Origin of the sequence: Xanthomonas sp. WHRI 7065, from assembly GCF_040203115.2 — a bacterium.
GTDB classification, from domain to species: domain Bacteria; phylum Pseudomonadota; class Gammaproteobacteria; order Xanthomonadales; family Xanthomonadaceae; genus Xanthomonas; species Xanthomonas arboricola.
Window position 1 is genome coordinate 1,839,129 of the sequence record NZ_CP168194.1, and the last position, 21,563, is coordinate 1,860,691.

17 protein-coding genes and 1 tRNA gene are annotated in these 21,563 nt (G+C 65.0%); 13 read left to right on the forward strand and 5 right to left on the reverse strand.

Annotated elements, in window-relative coordinates; genetic code table 11:
• Nucleotide 1: 1 nt before the first annotated feature.
• Nucleotides 2-250: a hypothetical protein gene (locus ABQY64_RS07945; RefSeq protein WP_349779940.1), complete on the reverse strand. Its 249-nt coding sequence runs from the start codon at nt 248-250 to the stop codon at nt 2-4.
• Nucleotides 251-384: 134 nt separating this feature from the next.
• On the opposite strand from ABQY64_RS07945, the gene ABQY64_RS07950 reads away from it, so the two are divergent.
• The 10 genes from ABQY64_RS07950 to ABQY64_RS07995 all read left to right on the forward strand — a co-directional run bounded on the left by ABQY64_RS07950 (nt 385) and on the right by ABQY64_RS07995 (nt 10,235).
• Complete coding sequence (locus ABQY64_RS07950) at nt 385-942, forward strand: glutathione peroxidase (protein ID WP_349779941.1); 558 nt, start codon at nt 385-387, stop codon at nt 940-942.
• Nucleotides 943-1,032: 90 nt separating this feature from the next.
• On the forward strand, nt 1,033-2,004 hold the full coding sequence (locus ABQY64_RS07955; RefSeq protein WP_016901531.1) for an FKBP-type peptidyl-prolyl cis-trans isomerase: 972 nt from the start codon (nt 1,033-1,035) through the stop codon (nt 2,002-2,004).
• Nucleotides 2,005-2,028: 24 nt separating this feature from the next.
• Nucleotides 2,029-3,378 (forward strand): UDP-glucose/GDP-mannose dehydrogenase family protein, encoded by a 1,350-nt coding sequence (locus tag ABQY64_RS07960; RefSeq protein ID WP_349779942.1) that lies wholly within the window; start codon nt 2,029-2,031, stop codon nt 3,376-3,378.
• Complete coding sequence (locus tag ABQY64_RS07965; protein ID WP_024939344.1) at nt 3,371-3,607, forward strand: SlyX family protein; 237 nt, start codon at nt 3,371-3,373, stop codon at nt 3,605-3,607. The genes ABQY64_RS07960 and ABQY64_RS07965 overlap by 8 nt, the downstream gene beginning before the upstream one ends.
• 18 nt (nt 3,608-3,625) lie before the next feature.
• A complete protein-coding gene (locus ABQY64_RS07970; protein ID WP_349779943.1) occupies nt 3,626-4,363 on the forward strand; it encodes a DUF2058 family protein in 738 nt (245 codons plus the stop codon).
• Nucleotides 4,364-4,599: 236 nt separating this feature from the next.
• Nucleotides 4,600-5,445 carry a transporter gene (locus ABQY64_RS07975; protein ID WP_349779944.1) on the forward strand — a complete coding sequence of 282 codons (846 nt, stop codon included), beginning with the start codon at nt 4,600-4,602 and terminating at the stop codon, nt 5,443-5,445.
• A 108-nt stretch (nt 5,446-5,553) separates the two neighbouring features.
• A complete protein-coding gene (locus ABQY64_RS07980; protein ID WP_349780031.1) occupies nt 5,554-6,726 on the forward strand; it encodes a LacI family DNA-binding transcriptional regulator in 1,173 nt (390 codons plus the stop codon).
• Between the two features lie 13 nt (nt 6,727-6,739).
• On the forward strand, nt 6,740-8,050 hold the full coding sequence (gene fucP / locus ABQY64_RS07985) for an L-fucose:H+ symporter permease (RefSeq protein WP_039511711.1): 1,311 nt from the start codon (nt 6,740-6,742) through the stop codon (nt 8,048-8,050).
• Nucleotides 8,047-9,033 carry a carbohydrate kinase gene (locus ABQY64_RS07990; RefSeq protein ID WP_167704213.1) on the forward strand — a complete coding sequence of 329 codons (987 nt, stop codon included), beginning with the start codon at nt 8,047-8,049 and terminating at the stop codon, nt 9,031-9,033. The genes fucP and ABQY64_RS07990 overlap by 4 nt, the downstream gene beginning before the upstream one ends.
• On the forward strand, nt 9,030-10,235 hold the full coding sequence (locus tag ABQY64_RS07995) for an AGE family epimerase/isomerase (RefSeq protein ID WP_167704211.1): 1,206 nt from the start codon (nt 9,030-9,032) through the stop codon (nt 10,233-10,235). The genes ABQY64_RS07990 and ABQY64_RS07995 overlap by 4 nt, the downstream gene beginning before the upstream one ends.
• A 137-nt stretch (nt 10,236-10,372) precedes the next feature.
• Here the strand turns inward: ABQY64_RS07995 and metH are convergent, their stop codons facing one another.
• The 3 genes from metH to ABQY64_RS08010 form a co-directional block, all read right to left on the reverse strand.
• The gene (metH, locus tag ABQY64_RS08000; protein WP_104600702.1) at nt 10,373-13,126 is read right to left on the reverse strand and encodes a methionine synthase; all 2,754 of its coding nucleotides are present in this window, start codon (nt 13,124-13,126) and stop codon (nt 10,373-10,375) included.
• Nucleotides 13,127-13,280: 154 nt separating this feature from the next.
• On the reverse strand, nt 13,281-14,426 hold the full coding sequence (locus ABQY64_RS08005) for a homocysteine S-methyltransferase family protein (RefSeq protein ID WP_349779945.1): 1,146 nt from the start codon (nt 14,424-14,426) through the stop codon (nt 13,281-13,283).
• A complete protein-coding gene (locus tag ABQY64_RS08010; protein WP_039520530.1) occupies nt 14,423-15,418 on the reverse strand; it encodes a metalloregulator ArsR/SmtB family transcription factor in 996 nt (331 codons plus the stop codon). The genes ABQY64_RS08005 and ABQY64_RS08010 overlap by 4 nt, the downstream gene beginning before the upstream one ends.
• 152 nt (nt 15,419-15,570) lie before the next feature.
• Here ABQY64_RS08010 and ABQY64_RS08015 point away from each other — a divergent pair, with 152 nt between their 5' ends.
• Both ABQY64_RS08015 and ABQY64_RS08020 read left to right on the forward strand, forming a co-directional pair.
• A complete protein-coding gene (locus tag ABQY64_RS08015) occupies nt 15,571-16,689 on the forward strand; it encodes an acyl-CoA dehydrogenase family protein (RefSeq protein ID WP_223571058.1) in 1,119 nt (372 codons plus the stop codon).
• A gap of 329 nt (nt 16,690-17,018) precedes the next feature.
• Nucleotides 17,019-18,542: a platelet-activating factor acetylhydrolase IB subunit gene (locus ABQY64_RS08020; RefSeq protein WP_349779946.1), complete on the forward strand. Its 1,524-nt coding sequence runs from the start codon at nt 17,019-17,021 to the stop codon at nt 18,540-18,542.
• Between the two features lie 230 nt (nt 18,543-18,772).
• Here the strand turns inward: ABQY64_RS08020 and ABQY64_RS08025 are convergent.
• Nucleotides 18,773-18,859: transfer RNA gene (locus ABQY64_RS08025), tRNA-Leu, on the reverse strand.
• Between the two features lie 121 nt (nt 18,860-18,980).
• Here ABQY64_RS08025 and rnr point away from each other — a divergent pair.
• Nucleotides 18,981-21,527 carry a ribonuclease R gene (gene rnr, locus ABQY64_RS08030; RefSeq protein ID WP_349779947.1) on the forward strand — a complete coding sequence of 849 codons (2,547 nt, stop codon included), beginning with the start codon at nt 18,981-18,983 and terminating at the stop codon, nt 21,525-21,527.
• Nucleotides 21,528-21,563 lie beyond the last annotated feature (36 nt).

Here is a 21,563-nt window from a genome sequence, read left to right on the forward strand (position 1 = left end):
GTCAGCTCCGTGGACGCAGAACCTGCGCGAAGGAGAAATAGGGCATCGACAGCGAAGCGCGCAGGTGCCGGCTGGGCCTGATGCGCGCCTCGGGGGGAGTTGTCGCGTTTTCCGTAACCGCCTCCGACACGCCATAATCGGCGCCGGACTCCGTGACCTGACTGGAAGCGGCTCCCAGGCAACCAATGGCGAACAGGGCGCTGCCGAACAGCAGCAATGGAGCTGGTCGCGTGAAGCGTGTGCTGTTCATGCTTTCCCCTGCGTTGGATGACTGGTGTTGTATTCAACTATAACACCGACACGCGGGCAGTCAACTGCCTGTCATACCCAACTGATGGCACCCCGCGTCGGCGGGTGGCCCGGACCTATCGAAAGGGATCGCTCATGTTGCTCAAGCGTCTGCTGGTCGTTGTATTCGCTGGCTTTTTCTCCATCTCGGCGCTGGCCGCCGGTGCGCCGGTGCTGGATCTGGACTACCGGCCGCTGGCCGGCAAGGCGCCAATCAACCTGAACCGTACCTACGGCGGCAAGGTGCTGATGGTGGTCAATACCGCCAGCAAGTGCGGCTACACCCCGCAGTACGAAGGGCTGGAGGCGCTCAACCAGCGCTTCGGCAGCCGCGGTTTTTCGGTGCTGGGCTTTCCGTCCAACGATTTCCAGGGGCAGGAACCCGGATCTGAGAAGCAGATCCAGGAATTCTGCACGCTGACCTATGGCGTCAAGTTCCCGATGTTTGAGAAGGTGCATGTGTTGGGTGCACAGGCCACGCCGCTGTATCAGCGCCTGACCCAGGCCACCGGTGTGGCGCCGGGCTGGAACTTCCACAAGTATCTGATCGGGCGCAATGGACGGGTGGTGGCGCAGTTCCCCAGCAAGATCAAACCGGACGATCCGAGCGTGCTGGCGGCAATCGAACGCGAGCTCAACGCGCCGTCGCGCTGAGCACGGCGCTCGCAAGGCCACGCGCACATGCGACAATGCGCATTCAGCGCCGGCGTCGGCGTGTCTTTTCACTTTCGGGAAGTGCATCGAATGAAGATGGGAAAGCGCGGCGCGGCGGCGTCGCTACTGATGGTGGCACTGTCGGCATCGATGCCGGCGATGTCGCAGCAACCGGCCGCAGCGGCCACCAAGGAGAAGCCAGTTTTGAATGCATCGTCTGAGAAGAGCACGCGCGACAACGTCAGCTACGCCATCGGTATGGACGTGGCACGTTCGTTCGAGCCGATTGCCCAGGACATCGATGTGAGCGCACTGCAACGCGCCATCGAGAATGCATTCAAGGGCGGCAAGCCGCTGTTGTCCGACGAGCAGACCCAGGCTACCGACACCGCACTGCGCACCGCGCTGGCGGCGCGTAATGGCCAGCAGGTTCCGGGCATGGCGCCGGGTAGCGCGCCGGCCGCACCGTCCAAGGAAAATGTCGGCCTGATGTTGGGCGACCGCGCGGTCGGTCCGTCGCTGGCCGGCATCAAGGACGAGATCGACCTGTCGATCCTGATGGAAGCGGTGCGCACCGTGTTCGCCAAGGGCACCACGCGTCTGACCCAGCAGGAAGCCGCTGCCACCATGCAGGCGTTCGCCTCTGCCAAGCAGGGCGCTGCCGGTGCCAAGAATCGTGAGGAAGGCAATGCCTTCCTGGCCAAGAACAAGACCGAAAAGGGCGTGATCACCACCGCGTCGGGCCTGCAGTACATGGTGCTGCGCCAGGGCAGCGGCGAGCGGCCGATGCCCACCAACACGGTGCGCGTGAACTACGAAGGCAAGCTGCTCAATGGTCAGGTGTTCGACAGCTCCTACCAGCGCGGCCAGCCGGCGGAGTTCGGTCTGAATCAAGTCATTGCAGGTTGGACCGAGGGCGTCGCGTTGATGCCGGTCGGTTCGAAATACCGTTTCTGGATTCCATCCAACTTGGCCTATGGCCCGAACGGCACGCAGGGGGGGCCGATCGGACCAGACGCAACGTTGACGTTCGATGTCGAACTGATGGGTATCCTTCCCTGATCCCCCACAGGAGTACCCCCACCCATGCGAGTTGCGATCTTTGGTACCGGCTATGTTGGTCTTGTCACCGGTACCTGTCTGGCGGAAGTAGGTCATCACGTTATCTGCGTGGATATCGACCAGGCGAAAGTTGATGGTCTCAATCGTGGGGTGATTCCCATCTATGAACCCGGCCTGGAGCCGATGGTGAAAGCCAACCACGCCTCTGGCCGGTTGCGCTTCACCACCGATGCGGCCGAGGCGATTGCGCACGGCGAAATCACCTTCATCGCCGTGGGCACGCCGCCGGACGAGGATGGCAGTGCCGACCTGCAGTACGTGCTGGCGGTTGCGCGTACCGTCGGTCGCCATATCGATGGCCCTTCGGTGGTCGTCAACAAGTCCACCGTGCCGGTCGGCACCGCCGACAAGGTGCGCGTGGCGATCCAGGAAGAGCTGGACGCACGCGGCGTGGACCATGAGTTCGATGTGGTCTCCAACCCCGAGTTCCTCAAGGAAGGCGACGCCGTGGCCGACTGCATGCGTCCGGATCGCATCGTGATCGGCGCCAAGAAGCCGGCGGCCATTGCCCGCATGCGTCGTCTGTATGCACCGTTCAACCGCAACCGCGACCGCATCGTGGAGATGGACGTGCGTTCGGCCGAGCTGACCAAGTACGCGGCCAACGCGATGCTGGCGACCAAGATCAGTTTCATGAACGAGATCGCCAATATTGCCGAGCGTGTCGGTGCGGACGTCGAGCACGTGCGTAACGGGATCGGTTCGGATCCGCGCATCGGCTGGCACTTCATCTACCCCGGCGCCGGTTATGGCGGCTCGTGCTTCCCGAAGGATGTGCAGGCACTGGCCAAGACCGCCGAACAGTACGGCATGGAGCCGATCCTGCTCAACGCGGTGGAAAGCGTCAACAACGCGCAGAAGGGGCACCTGTTCGAACTGGTGCAGCGGCATTACGGCGCTGAAGGCACCGGCAGCATTGCCGGCAAGACCTTCGCGGTGTGGGGCCTGGCGTTCAAGCCCAATACCGACGACATGCGTGCCGCGTCCAGCCGCCGTTTGATGGAGCAATTGTGGGAAGCCGGCGCCACCGTGCGTGCCTACGATCCGGAAGCGACCCATGAAGCCAAGCGCATCTTCGGCGAGCGCGACGATCTGACCTTCTGCGACGAGGCATTTGCCGCACTGGAAGGCGCCGACGCCCTGGTCGTGGTCACCGAGTGGAAGCAGTTCCGCAGCCCGGATTTCGGCAAGATCAAGCAGGCCTTGAAGGACGACGTCGTGTTCGACGGCCGCAACCTTTACGACCCGCAGGAAATCGAAGCCGCAGGTCTGGCCTACTACGCCATCGGACGAGGCCGTTCGTTGCATGCATGAGCAACTCTCGCCGCGCGACCAGGAACTGGACGCGCGGTTGGTTGAACTGGAAACGCGCCTGTCCTTTCAGGAGCAGGCGCTCAATGAACTGAGTGAAGCACTTGCGGACGCCCGTTTGACGGGCGCCCGCAATGCCGAACTGATCCGCCACCTGCTCGAGGATCTGGGCAAGGTGCGCTCCACGTTGTTTGCCGACGCAGCGGATGAACCGCCGCCTCCGCATTATTGATTGCAGATTGCCACCGCCATGAGCGATACCTTACGTGACCAGTTGCTTGGGTTGGGCTTCAAGTCCGCACCCAAGCCCGAACGCAAACCCGACGCACGGCCTGCCGCGCGTCAACATGGCAACGGTGGCAGGCCTGCGCCCGGCGGCAACAAGCCGGGCGGCCAGGGCAGGGGACCGCAGCGGCCGCATGCCGCTGCGGCGACCGACGGCAAGGGCGAGCGCAAGAATGACGGCAGGCCGGAGCGTCGCAACGATGGCAAGCCGGCAGGATCGCAACGTCCGCCGCAGTCCACGGCCGACCGCCGCGGACCCAGGCCGGCACGCACGCGTGAGGACATCGACCTGGCCAAGGCCTATGCGATCCGCGCGCAACGCGAGAAGGACGAGCGCATCGAAGCCGAGCGGCTGAAGCAGGAAGAAGCACGCCTGCGTCGCGAGGCCAAGGCCAAGCTCGAAGAGCTGCTCAAGGACAAGGGGCTCAATCATGCCGATGCGGATATCGCCCGGCATTTCCCGTATGGCGGCAAGATCAAGCGTATCTACGTGACTGCCGATCAGCTCAAGGCGCTCAACGCCGGCGAGCTCGGCGTGCTGCAGCTCAACGGTCGTTATCTATTGGTGACTGCCGAGGTACTGGCCAACGCCGAAGCGGTATTTGCGCCGTCGGTGGCATTGAAGGTGGACCCGAATGCGCCGGCAGGCGAAGACCCGTATGCCGATCCCCAGTACCAGGTGCCCGACGATCTGGTCTGGTAAGGCTGCGTAGATAGTTTTGTGTTGGCACATGGGCACCTGATGGGTGCCCATGTTTTTTGTGCGTTGCCCTGTGTGTTGCGTGCTTGAATTGTTACTTGCGCGCCTTCGGGTCGAGCTATGCGGCAAACGCACCGCCGGCGATACACGGGCCGGTCACGGCGCGCGCGGCACCATCGCCGCGTTACTGTCGACGCAGCCGGGCATGGTGCCCACTGCGTCGCTGCCCACTCCTGCCGATGGTGCCGTGTATGTCCATGTTGTCGAACGTGTTGAAGTCCCGTGCCGCTGCGTCGATTGCGTCCACTGCGCGTGGCCCTTCGGGTTTGCAGGCGACGCGCGCCACGGTGTTGGCCGCTGCCATGCTTGCGTTATGCGGGATGAGTGGGCAGGCCGCTGCACAGACGGAGGATGCGCCCGCGTTTGACCGTCCCGGCATTCCGTTTGCCGCCGAGGTGCTGCAGCCCGGTGTGTTCGCCTGGGAGCAGGGGCTGCCGGATGCGAGTACCGATCGCAGCGACGGGCAGCGAATCACGCAGTACACCGCCGATACGGTGCTGCGCCTTGGCTTGTTCCAGAACGTGGAACTGCAGGTCGGCAGCGACAGCTACAACTGGCAGCACGGCGGCGGTGCGCATGTGCGTGGCGGAGGCGATAGCCATATCGGCCTGAAGGCGGCATTGCCGTCACAGTCGGACAGCTTTCATTGGGCCGCGCTCGGCAGCTACAGCGTGCCGACCGGCAGCGCTGCCTTCAGTGATGGCTACGCGCGCGAACTGGGCGTGACCGCGTCCTGGGATCTGGCCCAGCAGCGCGCACTGGCGCTGTACGTCAACTATGCGCGCGACAGCGATGGGCATACCTGGACCTTCTCGCCCAACTACACGTTCTTTTCCGGCGAGCATTTCAGCAGTTATGTCGAGGCAGGCTTCGATACCGGCAGCGAGCATTCGCGGGTGGCTGGCGCCGGCGGTGCCTGGCAGCTGCCGCACGCGATGCAACTGGATGTCTCGGTGCTGCGCGGGCTGACCTCGGAGAGCCCGGACTGGCAGGGTGGAATTGGCCTGTCGATTGCCTTTCAGTGATGGGATGATGCAAGGCGGCGGCGACGTCGCGGCCGCTGCCTATGTTGCACTGCCGCATGCATTGAGTGCGCGGAAAAGGCCTAATTGGATCGATCCAATCGACGCCAGATGCATGCGCACTTCTCTCATTGCAAGGTCGGCAACGTGACGCGTGCCAAACCGGCGCCCTCCACTTCGGAGGACGGCGACGCGCGCCGCAACGGACGCGGGGCGGTGACCCTGCGCGATATCGCCAGTGCCATCGGCGTGTCGCGCGCGACGGTGTCGTTGGTGCTGCGCGGCAGCCCGCTGGTGCATGCGACCACGCGCGCGCGCGTGGAGGCCGAACTGGATCGGCAGCACTACGTCTACAACCGTGCTGCGGCCAATCTGCGCTGCCGCACCTCATCCAGCATCGCGCTGGTCATCAACGATCTGTCCAATCCGTTCTTTGCCGAATTCGCCGCAGGCGTGGACGAAGCGCTGGGCGCGGCGGGTTATGTGACCCTGCTCGGCAGCACCGGCGAATCGACGCAGCGCCAGCAGGCGGTGCTGACCTCGTTGATGGAGCATACCCCTGCCGGCATCATCCTGTCGCCGGCCGAGGGCAGCCAGGCACAGGCGCTGACCCAGGTGCTGGGACGACAACACAACGTGGTGTTGTTCAACCGCGAAGTGGAGGGCGCGGGCTGGGATCTGCTGGCGCTGGACAACGAGCAGGGCGCATTGCTTGCCTGCGCGCATCTGATCGCGCAAGGCCATCGGCGCATCGTGTTCTTCGGTGGCCATGCCGAATCCAGTTCCTGCCGGCAACGCCGCGCCGGTTACGCGCGCGCGATGGCCGATGCCGGTCTGGCCGCGCATTACGTCGAATCCGCACCGAACCGGCAGGATGCTGCGCTATGTGCCGCTCGTATGTTGGACAGCACCGCGCACGATCGCGCAACTGCGGCGGTCTGCTACAACGACAGCGTCGCGTTGGGCCTGATGGCGGCGCTGGCGATGCATGGCATCGTGCCGGGGCGCGATTTCGCGGTGACCGGTTTCGACGATATTGCCGAAGCCGCGTTGTTTACGCCCGCGCTGACCACGCTGGCCGCAGATCCGCGCGCGCGTGGCCGCCAGGCTGCGCAACTGGTGTTGCAGCGTATCGGGAGTCCCACCCTTGCATCGCAGCGCCTGACCGCCGCAGTCGAATTGAAGATCCGCGCCAGCAGCGCCAGCGCGTTGAGCTCCGTGATTCCGCTTCACTCCCCCAGCGATTCTCCCGCCCATTCCCCCACCAAGGCCTCAGGCCGCTGACCAGGCAATTCCTATGGTTTCCCTTTCCACGCAGTCCACAGCGCCAAGCGGCAACAAGGCGCCCGTCAACAACGGCGTTGCGTTGTCGGTCGTCACCACGATCTTCTTCATGTGGGGCTTTCTCACCTGCCTCAACGACATCCTGATCCCGCATCTGAAGGCGGTGTTCGAGCTCAACTTCGCGCAGGCGATGCTGGTGCAGTTCACCTTCTTCGGCGCGTATTTCCTGATGTCGCTGCCCGCCGGTTGGCTGGTGGCCAGGCTTGGCTACAAGCAAGGCATCGTGGCCGGGCTGGCGGTTGCCGCGGTCGGTGCGCTGGGCTTCTGGCCCGCAGCCGAACTGCGCGTCTATGGCGCATTTCTCGGCGCGTTGTTCGTGCTGGCCACCGGCATCACCATCCTGCAGGTGGCGGCCAACCCTTATGTCGCGCTGCTGGGTCCGGAGCGCAGTGCGTCCAGCCGCTTGACCCTGGCGCAGGCGCTCAATTCGCTGGGCACTGCGATCGCGCCGCTGTTCGGTGGCTGGCTGATCCTGTCCAACACGGTGATGAGCGGCGACCAGCTCAAGGTGCTGCCGGAAGCCGAGCAACTGGCCTATCGCGTGCAGGAAGCGCAAGCCGTGCAGGGGCCGTACATCGGTCTGGGCATCGTGCTGTTTCTGCTGGCGATCTTCGTGTTCCTGTTCCGTCTGCCGGCCCTGACCGATGCGGGCGCGCAGAAGGATGAAAGCAGGCATTCGCTGCTGGATGCGCTGGCGCATCCCCATGTGCGCTTTGGTGTATTGGCGATCTTCTTCTACGTCGGTGCGGAAGTGGCGATCGGCAGCCTGATGGTCAACTATTTCTCGTTGCCGCAGATCGGCGGGTTCACCGAACGCGAAGCGACCCACTACGTGTCGGCGTACTGGACGCTGGCGATGATCGGCCGCTTCATCGGTTCGGCCTTGCTGGCCAAGTTGTCGCCGCGCGTGCTGTTGTCGGTGTTCGCCGGGATCAACGCACTGCTGCTGGGCCTGACCATGGCCAGCGGCGGCATGCTGGCGGTGTATGCGCTGGTGGCGATCGGCCTGTTCAATTCGATCATGTTCCCGACCATCTTTACGCTCGGCATCGAGCGGCTTGGCCCGCTGACCGGCCGCGCCTCGAGCCTGTTGATCATGGCCATTGTCGGCGGCGCCATCGTGCCGTATCTGCAAGGTCTGCTGGCCGACAGCATCGGTCTGCACGAGTCGTTCGTGTTGCCGCTGGTGTGCTACCTGTACATCGTGTTCTACGGCATCTGGGGTTCGCGTTTGCGCGGCGCACTGGCGGAGGCGCGCGCATGAGTGCCTTGAAGAACCGGGTGGTGTGTTTTGGCGAGGCCTTGATCGACATGCTGGCACTGCCACAGGCCGGTCCGGATGAGGCACGCACGTTTGCGCAATACGCCGGCGGTGCGCCGGCCAATGTCGCAGTCGCAGTGGCGCGCCTGGGCGGTGCGGCGCATTTCGTCGGCATGCTGGGGCGCGACATGTTCGGCGATTTTTTGCTGCAGAGCCTGCAGCAGGCCGGCGTCGCCACCGATGGCATCGTGCGCACCGATCAGGCCAAGACCGCGCTGGCGTTCGTGGCGTTGGATGAAGCCGGCGAACGCAGTTTCAGTTTCTACCGTCCGCCTGCGGCGGATCTGCTGTTCCGGCCGGAGCATTTCGCCGCAGACGGCTTCACGCAGGCTGCCGTGCTGCATGTGTGTTCCAACAGCATGACCGAGCCTGCGATCGCGCAATGCACGCTGGACGGCATGCGCCGCGCACGTGCCGATGGCGCCATCGTCAGCCTGGATCTCAACCTGCGCCCGATGCTGTGGCCGCAGGACGTGGACCCGGCTGCACTGCTGTGGGAGGCATTGGCGCTGGCCGATGTGGTCAAGCTCTCGCGCGAAGAACTCGAGTACCTGGCCGGCACGCTCGATGGCGACGCCAGCGCGGTCACCCGCAAGCTCTGGCAGGGCCAGGCCAGCTGGTTGCTGGTCACCGACGGTGGTGGCCCGGTGCACTGGCAGACACGCACCGATTCGGGTCAGGTGCCGGCCTTCCGCGTGCAGGTGCGCGACAGCACGGCAGCGGGCGATGCGTTCGTCGGTGGCTTGCTGTTTCAACTGGCGACGCGTGCATCCACGCTGGAGCAGCTGTCCGGCGATGCCGCTGCGATCACCGAGGTGATCCGTTTTGCCGCGGCGGTCGGCGCGCTGGCGGTGACGCGCAAGGGCGCGTTTGCGGCGATGCCGAGCGTCGATGAAGTCCATTCCCTGATCCAGGAACAATCATGAGCCGTTTGCCTGCGAGCCCCGCACCCGATTTCCGTTCGGCCGATGTGCTGCGTCAGCATATCGCCGACACCATGGCGTTCTACCACCCGCGCGCGATCGACCCGGCGGGCGGGTTTTTCCAGTATTTCCGCGACGATGGTTCGATCTACGATGCCGGGCATCGGCATCTGGTCAGCAGCACGCGCTTCGTCTTCAACTACGCGATGGCGTATCGCGAATTCGGCGATGCGCAGTACCTGCAGGCGGTGCGTCACGGCCTGGACTATCTGCGCAACGTGCATCGCAATCCGGCCACCGGCGGTTACGCATGGACCTTGCGTGACGGCGTGGTCGAAGACGACATGAATCACTGCTACGGCGTGGCCTTCGTGCTGCTGGCGTATTCGTGCGGCCTGAAGGCGGGCGTCGAGGAGGCGCGCGCATGGATGGACGAGACCTGGCAGCTGCTGGAAAAGCACTTCTGGGAGCCGGAATTCGGCCTGTACCGCGACGAGGCCGATGCGCAGTTCAACTTCACCAGCTACCGCGGCCAGAACGCCAACATGCACATGTGCGAGGCGATGATCGCCGCGTACGAATCCAGTGGCGAGCAGCGCTACCTGGACCGTGCGCTGTCGCTGGCCGACACCATGACCCGGCGTCAGGCGGCCAAGGCCGACGGCCTGGTGTGGGAACACTACGATCTACAGTGGAACATCGACTGGGACTACAACCGCGACAACCCCAAGCACCTGTTCCGCCCCTGGGGTTTCCAGCCGGGGCATCAAACCGAATGGGCCAAGCTGCTGATGCTGCTGGATCGCTACGCACCGACCGACTGGTTGTTGCCGACCGCGCAACACCTGTTCGATGTGGCGGTGGAGCGCTCCTGGGATGCGCAGCGTGGCGGGCTGTATTACGGCTTCGATCCGGATGGCAAGGTCTGCGACGACGACAAGTATTTCTGGGTGCAGGCCGAATCGCTGGCGGCGGCGGCGTTGCTGGCGCAGCGCAGCGGCGAGCCGCGCTATTGGCAGTGGTACGACAAGCTCTGGGCGTATTCCTGGGAGCACATGATCGACCACCGCTATGGTGCGTGGTACCGCATTCTGGATGCGGACAACCGCAAGTACAGCGACGAAAAGAGCCCCGCCGGCAAGACCGATTACCACACCATGGGCGCGTGCTACGAGGTCTTGAACGTGTTGCGGCCGGCTGCTTGATGCTGGCGTGATCAAGGGCGCCGCCGCGCAATGCGTCGGCGCCGCGTAGGAGCGCACCCGGGCGCGATGCGGCTTTAGCGGTAAAGCCGCATCGCGCCCGGGTGCGCTCCTACGATGTCTGTGGTCTGCAGCTGCCCTTATTCCGGGTCGTAATCCAGATTCGATGCCAGCCAACGTTCGGCCAATGCCACGGTGATGCCCTTGCGCTTGGCGTAGTCGGCCACCTGTTCCTTGCCCAGGCGCCCGACCACGAAGTACTGGCTCTTGGGATGGCTGAAGTAGTAGCCGGAGACCGCTGCGGTGGGCAGCATCGCAAAACTTTCGGTCAGCGTCATCGTGGTATGACGCTCGGCATCGAGCAGGTCGAACAGAGTGCGCTTTTCGCTGTGCTCGGGGCAGGCGGGATACCCCGGTGCCGGGCGAATGCCGCGATAGCGCTCGGCGATCAGCGCCTCGTTGTCCAGCGTCTCATCCTCCACATAGCCCCAGAATTCGGTGCGCACGCGTTGATGCAGGCGCTCGGCCAGCGCCTCGGCCAGACGGTCGGCCAGGGCCTTGAGCAGAATCGAATTGTAGTCGTCATGCGCGGCTTCGAACCGCGCCACATGCGGCTCGATGCCGATGCCGGCGGTGACTGCAAACGCGCCGATCCAGTCCTGCTTGCCGCTGCTCTTGGGCGCGATGAAATCGGCCAGGCAGAAGTCGGGGCGGTCGACGGGTTTGTCGACTTGTTGGCGTAAGAAGTGCAGGGAATGGGGAATGGAGAATCGGGAATGGTCGGGCGCCGATGCATCGCCTTGCGATTCCCGATTCCCGATTCCCGATTCCGCAGGCTCGGTCAGCACAACAACATCATCGCCTACTGCATTGGCCGGCCACAGCCCGAACACCGCCTTAGCGGTCAGCCATTTTTCGGCGACGATGGTGCGCAGCATCTTGCGTGCATCGTGGTACAACTCGCTGGCCTGGCTGCCGACCACCTCGTCGCTGAGGATCGCCGGGAACTTGCCGGCCAGCTCCCAGGCCTGGAAGAACGGGGTCCAGTCGATCAGCTCGATCAACTCCTGCAGCGGGTAGTCGTCGAACACGTGCAGGCCCGGCTGGCGCGGTGCGGGCGGTGTGTAAGTGTCCCAATCACCGTCGAAACGCTGTGCGCGTGCCTTTTCCAGCGACACCAGGCGTTTGGCGTCGCCGCGGTTGCGATGGCGCGCGCGGATCTCTGCGTAGTCGGCATCGTTGGCGGCGACAAAGGCCTGGCGCAGGTCGCGCGAGATCAGCGATTGCGCAACGCCCACCGCGCGCGAGGCGTCCTTCACCCATACGGTGGGGGCGGTGTAGTGCGGGTCGATCTTCAAGGCGGTGTGCGCGCGCGAGGTGGTGGCGCCGCCGATCAACAACGGAATCTCGAAGCCTTGCCGCTGCATCTCGCGTGCGACATGCGACATCTCTTCCAGCGACGGCGTGATCAGGCCGGACAAGCCGATCAGGTCCGCATTCTCTGCGCGTGCACGGTCCAGTATCACCTGCGCCGACACCATCACGCCCAGATCCACCACGTCGAAGTTGTTGCATGCCAGCACCACGCCGACGATGTTCTTGCCGATGTCGTGCACATCGCCCTTGACGGTGGCCATGATGATCTTGCCGTTGGACTTGCCGACATCGCCGGTCCGCAGCTTTTCCGCTTCGATGAAGGGCAGCAGATACGCCACCGCCTTTTTCATCACACGCGCGGACTTGACCACCTGCGGCAGGAACATCTTGCCGGCACCGAACAGGTCGCCGACCACGTTCATGCCGTCCATCAGCGGGCCTTCGATCACGTCCAGCGGGCGGGTGGACTGCTGGCGCGCTTCCTCGGTATCGGTTTCCACGAATGCGTCGATGCCGTGCACCAGCGCATGCGCCAGCCGCGCACGCACCGGCTTCTCGCGCCAGGCCAGGTCCTCGACTTTCGCCGCGCCCTTGCTGCCCTTGTAGCGCTCTGCAATTTCCAGCAAGCGTTCGGTGCCGTCCTTGCGGCGATTGAGGATCACATCCTCCACGCGTTCGCGCAGCTCCGGGTCCAGTTCGTCGTAGATCGGCATGCCGCCGGCGTTGACGATGCCCATGTCCATGCCGGCCTTGATCGCATGGAACAGGAATACCGAGTGGATCGCCTGGCGCACCATCTCGTTGCCGCGGAACGAGAACGACACGTTGGAAACGCCGCCGGAAACATGGCAATGCGGCAGCGTGCGTTTGATCTGCCGGGTGGCTTCGATGAAGTCCACCGCGTAGTTGTCGTGCTCCTCGATGCCGGTGGCCACGGCAAAGATGTTCGGGTCGAAGATGATGTCTTCCGGCGGAAAGCCCACCTGCTCGGTCAGCACCTTGTAGGCGCGCGTGCAGATCTCGACCTTGCGCGCGCAGGTATCGGCCTGACCCACTTCATCGAAGGCCATCACCACCGCGGCAGCGCCATAGCGCAGTACCTTGCGCGCCTGTTCGATGAATAGCGCCTCGCCTTCCTTGAGCGAGATCGAGTTGACCACGCTCTTGCCTTGCAGGCACTTCAGGCCGGCTTCGATTACGCTCCACTTGGAGGAATCCACCATCACCGGAATGCGCGCGATATCCGGCTCGGACATGATCAGGTTGAGAAAACGCGTCATCGCCTTTTCCGAATCGATCAGGCCCTCGTCCATGTTGACGTCGAGGATCTGCGCACCGTTGGCGACCTGCTGGCGTGCCACCTCCACCGCCTCCTCGTAGCGCTCTTCCTTGATCAGCTTGCGGAACTGCGCGCTGCCGGTGACGTTGGTGCGCTCGCCCACGTTGACGAACAACAGGTCCGGGGTGATGACCAGCGGTTCCAGGCCGGACAGGCGGGTGTGGCGGGGAGTGCTCATGCGATGCTCTGAAGAAGGGCGGCCGCGTTGCTAGCCCGGATCGGAAAAGGAAGTGACGGGACGCAGCCGTCCGCACTCATCCGGCGCTGCACGCCTGCTTCCCCGGCATGCGGGTGAAGGTGCCCGAAGGACGGATGAGTGTCATCGCTCTGCATCACGCAGCAAGCTCCTGCGCGCCAGGCAATTGCCGCGGCGGCAGGTCGGCGACCGCTTGGGCGATCGCACGGATGTGATCCGGCGAGGTGCCGCAGCAGCCGCCGACCAGATTGAGCAGGCCGGCCTGCGCAAATTCGCGCAGGGTTTCGGCCATTTCTTCCGGGGTTTCGTCGTACTCGCCGAAGGCATTCGGCAGGCCGGCATTGGGATGCGCGCTGACATAGGCGTCGGCAATCTGCGCCAGCGTTTCCACATGCGGGCGCAGGTCCTTGGCACCGAGCGCGCAGTTCAGGCCCACCGACAGCGGCCGCCCGTGCGCGACCGAGGCGTAGAACGCCTCGGCCGTCTGGCCGGACAAGGTGCGTCCGGAGGCATCGGTGATGGTGCCGGAGATCATCACCGGCAGGCGTCCGCCGCGTGCTTCGAACACTTCCTCGATCGCATACAGCGCGGCCTTGGCGTTGAGCGTGTCGAAGATGGTTTCCACCATCAGCGTGTCGGCGCCGCCGTCGATCAGGCCGTCGATGGCCTCGCGATAGGTGTCGCGCAAGGCGTCGAAGCTGGTGTTGCGGTAGCCGGGGTCGTTGACGTCCGGGCTGATCGAGGCGGTGCGGCTGGTGGGGCCGAGCACGCCGATCACGAAGCGCGGCTTGTGCGGGGTCAGCGCCTCGACTTCGTCGCAACAGGCGCGCGCGACCTGTGCGCCGGCCTTGTTCAATTCGTAGACCAGATGTTCCAGGTGATAGTCGGCCTGGCTCACCGAGGTGGCGTTGAAGGTATTGGTTTCCAGCAGGTCGGCACCGGCGTCCAGATAAGCGCGATGGATGCCGGCGATGATCTCCGGGCGCGACAGCAACAGCAGGTCGTTGTTGCCTTTCAGGTCGTGGCCTTCCGGTGCGTGTGCGTGATCGCAGCCCGGGCCATGCACGTGCACCTGCGCACTGTCGTAACCGTCGGCAAAGCGGCTGCCGCGATAGTCGGGCTCCTGCAGATCGTGGCGCTGGATCATCGTGCCCATCGCGCCATCGATGATGAGGATGCGTTCGGCGAGCGCGGCAGTGAGTTTGGCGGCACGCTCGGGATGCAGCCAGGGCAGTGCAAACGGGATTGGGGGTTGGGAATTGGGGATTGCTGCGGGCGTCATGATGCGATTCTCCGTGAGGCAGTGGCGCCGCTTTCAACGATTCCCGATTCCCGACTCCCAATTCCCGGCTTCACCGCAATCAATGAAATCACCTCGAAATGCGGCGGGCGCTTCTCGCGCGTCACCGTCTCCAGGCTGGACACGTCCAGCCCGGCTTTCTCGGCAAACCTGCGCAGTTCCTTGGCAGCAAAGCCAAGATTGACGTGGCCATAGGCATGCACCGCGGCGCGGTGTTCGTGCTTGGCCAGGCTGCACAGCAGCAGCCGCCCGCCGGGGCGCAGCACGCGCGCAGATTCGGCCACTGCCTGCGCCGGCTTGGCTGCGTAGGTGAGCGCATGCATCAGCACCACTAGGTCGAAGCTGGCATCGGGAAACGGCAACGCATGCATGTCACCCTCGCGCACTTCCACATTGCGCAGCTTGCGCAGGCGCTCGCTGGCGGCGGCGACCACGCGTGCGCTGGTGTCGATGCAGATGTAGCGGGTGGCATGTGGCGCCACCAGCTCGGCAAGCACGCCGTCGCCGGAAGCGATGTCGAGCACGTCGCCGGTTTCCAGCAAGGGCAGGGCGGTGCGCGCCAGCGCCTCCCAGGTGCGCCCCGGGGAGTAGTGCCGCTCCATGTCGCCGGCCACCGAATCGGCCCAGTTCTGGTCGGCGGCGCGGTTGGCCAGCACTGCGGCCACGCGCTCGGCATCCTGACGCAGCAGCGGATCGTCGCTGCCGGTGCTCAATGCCAGCCACAGGGCGCGCTGCGCCGGGTCCAGCGACACCTCATCGAAACGGTAGTAAGCCGACACGCCGGCGCGGCGGTCGCGCACCAGCCCGGCTTCCTTGAGCTTGGCCAGGTGCGTGGACACGCGCGGCTGGGCCAGGCGGGTGATCGCCGACAGCTCAGCCACGGTGAGTTCTTCCTGCTCCAGCAAGGTCAGCAGGCGGACGCGGGTGGCGTCGGCAAATACCTTCAGGCGCGCCGACCAGTCTTCCAGATCCATGAATATCTCTATATCGCGATATGGAGATATTTTCGGCCGGGCAGGGTGTGGGGTCAACTACATACGCATGCGAATGGTTGGGGCTACAATGGGCGCTCAGCCTAGGCCTGGAGGGGTGCGACGTGGATTTCAGCTTTACCGAAGAACAATTGATGATCCAGGATGTGGCGCGCCGCATCGCCCAGGAAAAGATCGCCCCCAGCGCGGAGCAGTTCGATCGCAGCGGCGAGTTCCCGCTCGAGAACATCCGCCTGCTCGGCGAGAACGGCCTGATGGGCATCGAGGTGCCGGCCGAGTACGGTGGCGCCGGCATGGACCCGATCAGCTATGCGCTGGCGATGATCGAGATCGCCGCCGCCGACGGTGCGCATTCCACCATCGTGTCGGTCAACAACTCGCTGTTTTGCACCGGCATCCTGAAGAACGGCAGCGAGGCGCAGAAACAGCTGTATGTGCGCGCGATCGCGGAAGGTGCGCAGATCGGCGCGTTCGCACTGACCGAGCCGCAGTCCGGTTCGGATGCTTCGGCGATGCGCTGCCGCGCGGTCAAGCAGGCCGATGGCAGCTTCGTGATCAACGGCAAGAAGAGCTGGATCACCTCCGGCCCGGTCGCCAAGTACATCGTGTTGTTTGCAGTGACCGAGCCGGACAAGGGTTCGCGCGGCATTACCGCTTTCATGGTCGACGCCGATCGCGCCGGCTTCCATCGCGGCAAGACCGAGCCCAAGCTCGGCATCCGTGCCTCGGCCACCTGCGAGATCGAGTTTGCCGATTACATCGCCCAGCCCGAGGAAGTGCTGGGCGTGGAAGGCGAGGGCTTCAAGACCGCGATGAGCGTGCTCGACGCCGGGCGCATCGGCATCGCTTCCCAGGCGGTCGGCATCGCGCGTGCCGCCTATGAGGCGACCCTGGCCTACGTCAAGGAGCGCAAGGCCTTCGGCGCGGCCATCGGCACCTTCCAGATGACCCAGGCCAAGATCGCCGACATGAAATGCAAGCTGGATGCGGCGCTGCTGCTGACGCTGCGCGCGGCCTGGTTGAAGGGGCAGGGCCAGAAGTTCGGCACCGAAGCGGCCGTGGCCAAGCTCACCGCCTCGGAAGCGGCGATGTGGATCACCCATCAGGCGGTGCAGATCCACGGCGGCATGGGCTATTCCAAGGAAATGCCGCTGGAGCGTTACTTCCGCGACGCCAAGATCACCGAAATCTATGAGGGCACCTCGGAAATCCAGCGCCTGGTGATCGCCCGTGGCGAGACCGGCTTGCGCTGAAGAGCATGATCCGGCAGTACGTCGCGGTCGACACCATCGGCCCGAGCTGCGCAGCAGTCGATCCGGCACCTTGGCGCTGGCGATTGCCTCGCACTATGTAGGAGCGCGCTTGCGCGCGAAGCGGCGTTCTCGATAATGCCCCATCGCGCGCAAGCGCGCTCCTACGCAAACGTGGGCGGTCAGATGTCGCAGCGGCGCCGTGTCAGTGGCCTGGCGCCGGCACACCGCAAGCACCGTCACAGTCTTACGTCGCGCGTGGTTGCGCCCGACCTTGTCGCGCGCGGCGCGCGCGGATCACAATCGCAGCTTCTCTGGCCTCTGGTGCGCGCATGCCCCGGTCCTTGCACGCTGTGTTGTCCCGCCTTTCGTTGTCCGCCATTGCGCCCGTGCTGGTGTGTTGGGGGCTGTTGCTGGTCTGCGCTGCCGCAAGTGCGCAAACGCCGCCGCCCTCGATCGTGCCCACCGACCGCCTGCAGGAAGCCTGGTGGGCGCAGCGGCATGCGCAGGTGCTGGAGCAGGTGAAACAGCACGCCGACACGCCGCTGTTGTTGATCGGCGATTCGATCACCCAGAACTACGAAAAAGCCAAGGCGCCGGACGAGGATTTTCAGCCGACCTGGCAGACCTTCTACGGCAGCCGTGGCGCGCTCAACCTGGGCTTCAGCGGCGATGGCACCGAACACGTGCTGTGGCGGCTGGCCAATGGCGAGGTCGATGGCCTGCAGCCCAAGGTCGCGCTGGTATTGATTGGTACCAACGACACCGGCCATCTCGGCCAGACCGCGGAGCAGGCCCAGCTCGGTATCGATGCGGTGGTGGCGGCGATCGAACAGAAATTGCCGCGCACGCAGATCTTGCTGGTGGGTGTGCTGCCCAGTGGCATCTCCAGCGAGAAGTCACGCCGCGATGCGCAGATCAACCAGGGCCTGGCGGTGCGCTATGGCGACAATCCACGCGTGACCTATCTGGATGTGGGGTCGATCTTCCAGCGCGACGGCAAGCTGCGCACCGAGCTGTTTTACGACACCCGCTTCCGCCCGCCGGCCGGTGCCCTGCATCCGGACACGCAAGGCCAGCGCATGCTGGCCGAGGCGATCGAGCCGACCCTGGCGCGCCTGCTGGGCGAGCCGCCGGTCAAGCCGGTTGCCGCGCTGGGCCGCGATTTTGCGACCTCGTTGATTCCGGTCGACCGGCTGGAGCAGGATTCCTACGACTGGTATGCGCGTCACCATGCGGCGCTGGCCGCAGCGCGCACGCTCAAGCCTGAGGTGGTGATGATCGGCGATTCGATCACGCACTTCTGGGCCGGCCCACCGCAGGCCACGCGTGTCAGTGGCCCCGAGTCCTGGAGCTGGTTGTACGGCAGGGCCCCGGTGCTGAATCTGGGCTTTGGCTGGGACCGCACCCAGAACGTGCTGTGGCGGATCCGCCAGGGCGAGCTCGACGGCCTGGATCCGCGCTGGGTGGTGCTGCACATCGGCACCAACAACCTCACCGGCACCGCGCAAGCGCGCGCCTCCACGCCGGCCGAGACCGCGCAGGGCGTGGAGGCGGTGGTGAGCGAGGTGCGTCGCCGTTTGCCCAGGAGTCAGCTGATCCTGATGGCGATCATGCCGCGCGGCCGCCATGCCGGGGATGCGCAGCGCGCGCCCATTGCCGAGACCAATCGGCTGCTGGCCGCGCGGTATGGCAAGGATCGGTCCGTGCGTCTGGTCGACATCGGCCCTCGGATGCTGCAGCCGGACGGGACCTTGCCCGAGGCGCTGATGCCCGACGGCACCCATCCCAGTGAGACCGGGTATGCGATCTGGGCCACGGCGCTGCGCGAGGCGGGCATCACGGCAACGCCATAAGCCGTCCTGCGCTGCAGAGTCAGGGCTGCGGCGTCGAAGAGGGCGCTGCCGCCGCGCAGCAGGCTATCCGGTTGCCCAGTTGCCGCGTCATGGCGTGAGCGGAATGAAGCGCCGGCCGCCGATCAATAGCGGGCTGCCATCGGCCGGCAACGCAGGCGCACGGCCACCAGCAGAACTTTCCGGACCCCAGAAACCAGAAGACCCCCGATCGCTCGGAGGTCTTTTTAAACTGGTGCCCAGAAGAGGACTCGAACCTCCACGAAGTTGCCCCCGCTAGCACCTGAAGCTAGTGCGTCTACCAATTCCGCCACCTGGGCAGGTGAGCCGCGAATTTTGCAGACTCCCGGCGGGCTTGTCAATGCCTGGCGAGCGGCAATGATGGCCGGCCGGGCGAGGCTTGCTGCCCATGGCGCGTCCGCAAGGGGTACCATGTAAGCAATGACAAAGAAAAACACCCCAGATTCCGATCGGCCCAGTCGCCGCAAGTCCACCAGCCCGGGCGAGTCCACCACCGCCGAAAAACAGAAGTTGCCGGGCTGGATGCCGGACTTCCTGGTCCGCGCCGCCGCCGGTGCGTCGACCAAGTCCGCCAACAAACGCGCTGCCGACAAGGCCGCCAACGCCTCGCCCGAGCTGCCGGTAGCGCCCGCGCTGCCCACGCCGCCGGCACCACGCGCACCGCATCCGCGCAAGAGCGGTCCGCCGGCGCCGCCGCCGGAACGCTTCCAGCAGGCGCCGACCGAAGCGCCCGCGCCGGCGGCGGAGTTCAAGGACCCGCATGCCGATCGCGAAGCATTGCGCTACGCCGAGCCGATCGCCAGCCGCGAGGCCATCCTGCAGTTGCTCGACGCCTGCGATGGCCCGCAGACCGCCGAGGAAATCGCCGAACAACTCAATCTCAGCGACCGCATCGACGCGCTGGGCAAGCGCCTGGCGGCGATGGTGCGCGAAGCGCAGCTGGTGCAGAACCGTCGCGGCGGCTACGCGCCGGTGCAGCAGACCAGCCTGATCGCCGGCGTGGTGATCGCCAATCCGGAAGGCTTCGGTTTCCTCAAGCCGGACGAAGGTGGCGACGACCTGTTCCTGCCGCCTTACGAAATGCGCAAGGTCATGCACGGCGATCGTGCGCTGGCCAACGTCACCGGCATCGACCGCCGTGGCCGTCGCGAAGGTGCGATCGCGCGTGTGCTCGAACGCCGCATGTCACGCATGCTCGGACGCTTCTTCTATGAGCATGGCGTGGCCTATGTCGACCCGGACGACAAGCGCGTGCAACGCAACGTGCAGATCGCACCGGATGGCATCGGCGATGCGCGCGAAGGGCAGTTGGTGGTGTGCGAACTGATCGCGCCGCCGGACGCGCGGCGCCCGGCGATCGGCAAGATCATCGCGGTGCTCGGCGACAAGCTCACTCCGTCGCTGGTGGTGGAGATGGCCATCCATGGCCATGAGCTGCCGCACGAATTCCCGCAGGAAGTGCTGGACGAAGCCGCGGCAGTGCCGTTGGTGGTCGAGCCGCAAATGATCGGCGGGCGCGTGGATCTGCGGCAGATGCCGCTGGTCACCATCGACGGCGAAGACGCCAAGGATTTCGACGACGCGGTGTATTGCGAGCCCAATGCCGACGGCTTCCGTCTGGTGGTGGCGATCGCCGACGTGTCCAACTATGTGCGTCCGGGCACGCCGCTGGACGATGAAGCACAGAAGCGCGCCACCTCGGTGTATTTCCCGGGGTTCGTGGTGCCGATGCTGCCGGAGACGCTGTCCAACGGCATCTGCTCGCTGATGCCCAAGGTCGACCGCATGTGCTTCGTCTGCGACATGCAGGTGGGCCGCGACGGCGAAGTCACCGGTTCGCGTTTCTACGAAGCGGTGATGAACTCGCATGCGCGACTGACCTATAACCAGGTCTGGAAGGCGGTGGGCGAAGACGACGCCGACACCAAGGCCTTCATCGGCCCGTTGCTGCCGCAGGTGCAGCGCCTGCACCAGCTGTACAACGTGCTGTCCAAGGCGCGCACGCAGCGTGGCGCGATCGAGTTCGAGACCTCCGAAGTGCGCTTCGTGCTCGACAACACCGGCGAAGTCACCCAGGCCGGCATGCTGGTGCGCAACGATGCGCACAAGCTGATCGAAGAATGCATGATCGCCGCCAACGTCGAGGCCGCGCGTTACCTGCTGAGCATGCATGTGCCGGCGCCGTACCGCGTGCACGAGCGGCCGCCGGAGAGCAAATACGAAGACCTGCTGGAGTTCCTCAAGGAATTCCAGCTGAGCCTGCCGGCATGGAGCAAGGTGCGCCCCGGCGACTACACCAAGTTGCTGAAGAAGGTGCGCGCGCGCCCCGACGCGGCGCTGCTGGAATCGGTGCTGCTGCGCAGCCAGAGCCTGGCGGTGTATTCGCCGGACAACAACGGCCACTTCGGTCTGGCGCTTGAGGCGTATGCGCACTTCACCTCGCCGATCCGGCGTTACCCGGACCTGCTGGTGCACCGCGCGATCAAGCACGCCCTGACCGGTGCCAGCCCGGAAAAATACATCTATACCCCGCGTCAGATGGCGTCCCTGTCGCTGCAGTGTTCCGAGCGTGGTCGGCGTGCCGACGAAGCCGAACGCGAAGTCGACGAGCGGTATCGCGCCGCATGGATGGAAAAGCATGTCGGCGGCCAGTTCGATGGCGTGATCAGCGGCGTGACCGGGTTCGGCCTGTTCGTGGAGTTGACCCAGTCCAAGGTCAACGGCCTGGTGCATGTCACCCAGCTGCCGCAGGACTATTACCAGTTCGATCCGATCCGCAAGACGCTCAGTGGCGAGCGCCGTGGCCGCACGTTCCGTCTGGGCGATCCGGTGCGGGTGCTGGTGCTGAAGGCCAGCATGGAGGAGCGCAAGATCGACTTCCGCCTGGCCGAGGATCGCGGCGATTCGCCCGAACCGCCGCCGCCGCCGAGCGCTCAGCCGGCCAAGCGCAAGAAGAAGCAGTACTAAGCGCGTCTGCAGGACCGCGAGCCGCCGTCCGACGGC

Excerpts from the sequence above, each read along its gene's own strand:
- ABQY64_RS07945 (WP_349779940.1), bottom strand. The coding sequence starts at position 250 with ATGAACAGCACACGCTTCACGCGACCAGCTCCATTGCTGCTGTTCGGC.
- ABQY64_RS07950 (WP_349779941.1), top strand. The coding sequence starts at position 385 with ATGTTGCTCAAGCGTCTGCTGGTCGTTGTATTCGCTGGCTTTTTCTCC.
- ABQY64_RS07955 (WP_016901531.1), top strand. The coding sequence starts at position 1,033 with ATGAAGATGGGAAAGCGCGGCGCGGCGGCGTCGCTACTGATGGTGGCA.
- ABQY64_RS07960 (WP_349779942.1), top strand. The coding sequence starts at position 2,029 with ATGCGAGTTGCGATCTTTGGTACCGGCTATGTTGGTCTTGTCACCGGT.
- ABQY64_RS07965 (WP_024939344.1), top strand. The coding sequence starts at position 3,371 with ATGCATGAGCAACTCTCGCCGCGCGACCAGGAACTGGACGCGCGGTTG.
- ABQY64_RS07970 (WP_349779943.1), top strand. The coding sequence starts at position 3,626 with ATGAGCGATACCTTACGTGACCAGTTGCTTGGGTTGGGCTTCAAGTCC.
- ABQY64_RS07975 (WP_349779944.1), top strand. The coding sequence starts at position 4,600 with ATGGTGCCGTGTATGTCCATGTTGTCGAACGTGTTGAAGTCCCGTGCC.
- ABQY64_RS07980 (WP_349780031.1), top strand. The coding sequence starts at position 5,554 with ATGCATGCGCACTTCTCTCATTGCAAGGTCGGCAACGTGACGCGTGCC.
- fucP (WP_039511711.1), top strand. The coding sequence starts at position 6,740 with ATGGTTTCCCTTTCCACGCAGTCCACAGCGCCAAGCGGCAACAAGGCG.
- ABQY64_RS07990 (WP_167704213.1), top strand. The coding sequence starts at position 8,047 with ATGAGTGCCTTGAAGAACCGGGTGGTGTGTTTTGGCGAGGCCTTGATC.
- ABQY64_RS07995 (WP_167704211.1), top strand. The coding sequence starts at position 9,030 with ATGAGCCGTTTGCCTGCGAGCCCCGCACCCGATTTCCGTTCGGCCGAT.
- metH (WP_104600702.1), bottom strand. The coding sequence starts at position 13,126 with ATGAGCACTCCCCGCCACACCCGCCTGTCCGGCCTGGAACCGCTGGTC.
- ABQY64_RS08005 (WP_349779945.1), bottom strand. The coding sequence starts at position 14,426 with ATGACGCCCGCAGCAATCCCCAATTCCCAACCCCCAATCCCGTTTGCA.
- ABQY64_RS08010 (WP_039520530.1), bottom strand. The coding sequence starts at position 15,418 with ATGGATCTGGAAGACTGGTCGGCGCGCCTGAAGGTATTTGCCGACGCC.
- ABQY64_RS08015 (WP_223571058.1), top strand. The coding sequence starts at position 15,571 with ATGATCCAGGATGTGGCGCGCCGCATCGCCCAGGAAAAGATCGCCCCC.
- ABQY64_RS08020 (WP_349779946.1), top strand. The coding sequence starts at position 17,019 with ATGCCCCGGTCCTTGCACGCTGTGTTGTCCCGCCTTTCGTTGTCCGCC.
- rnr (WP_349779947.1), top strand. The coding sequence starts at position 18,981 with ATGACAAAGAAAAACACCCCAGATTCCGATCGGCCCAGTCGCCGCAAG.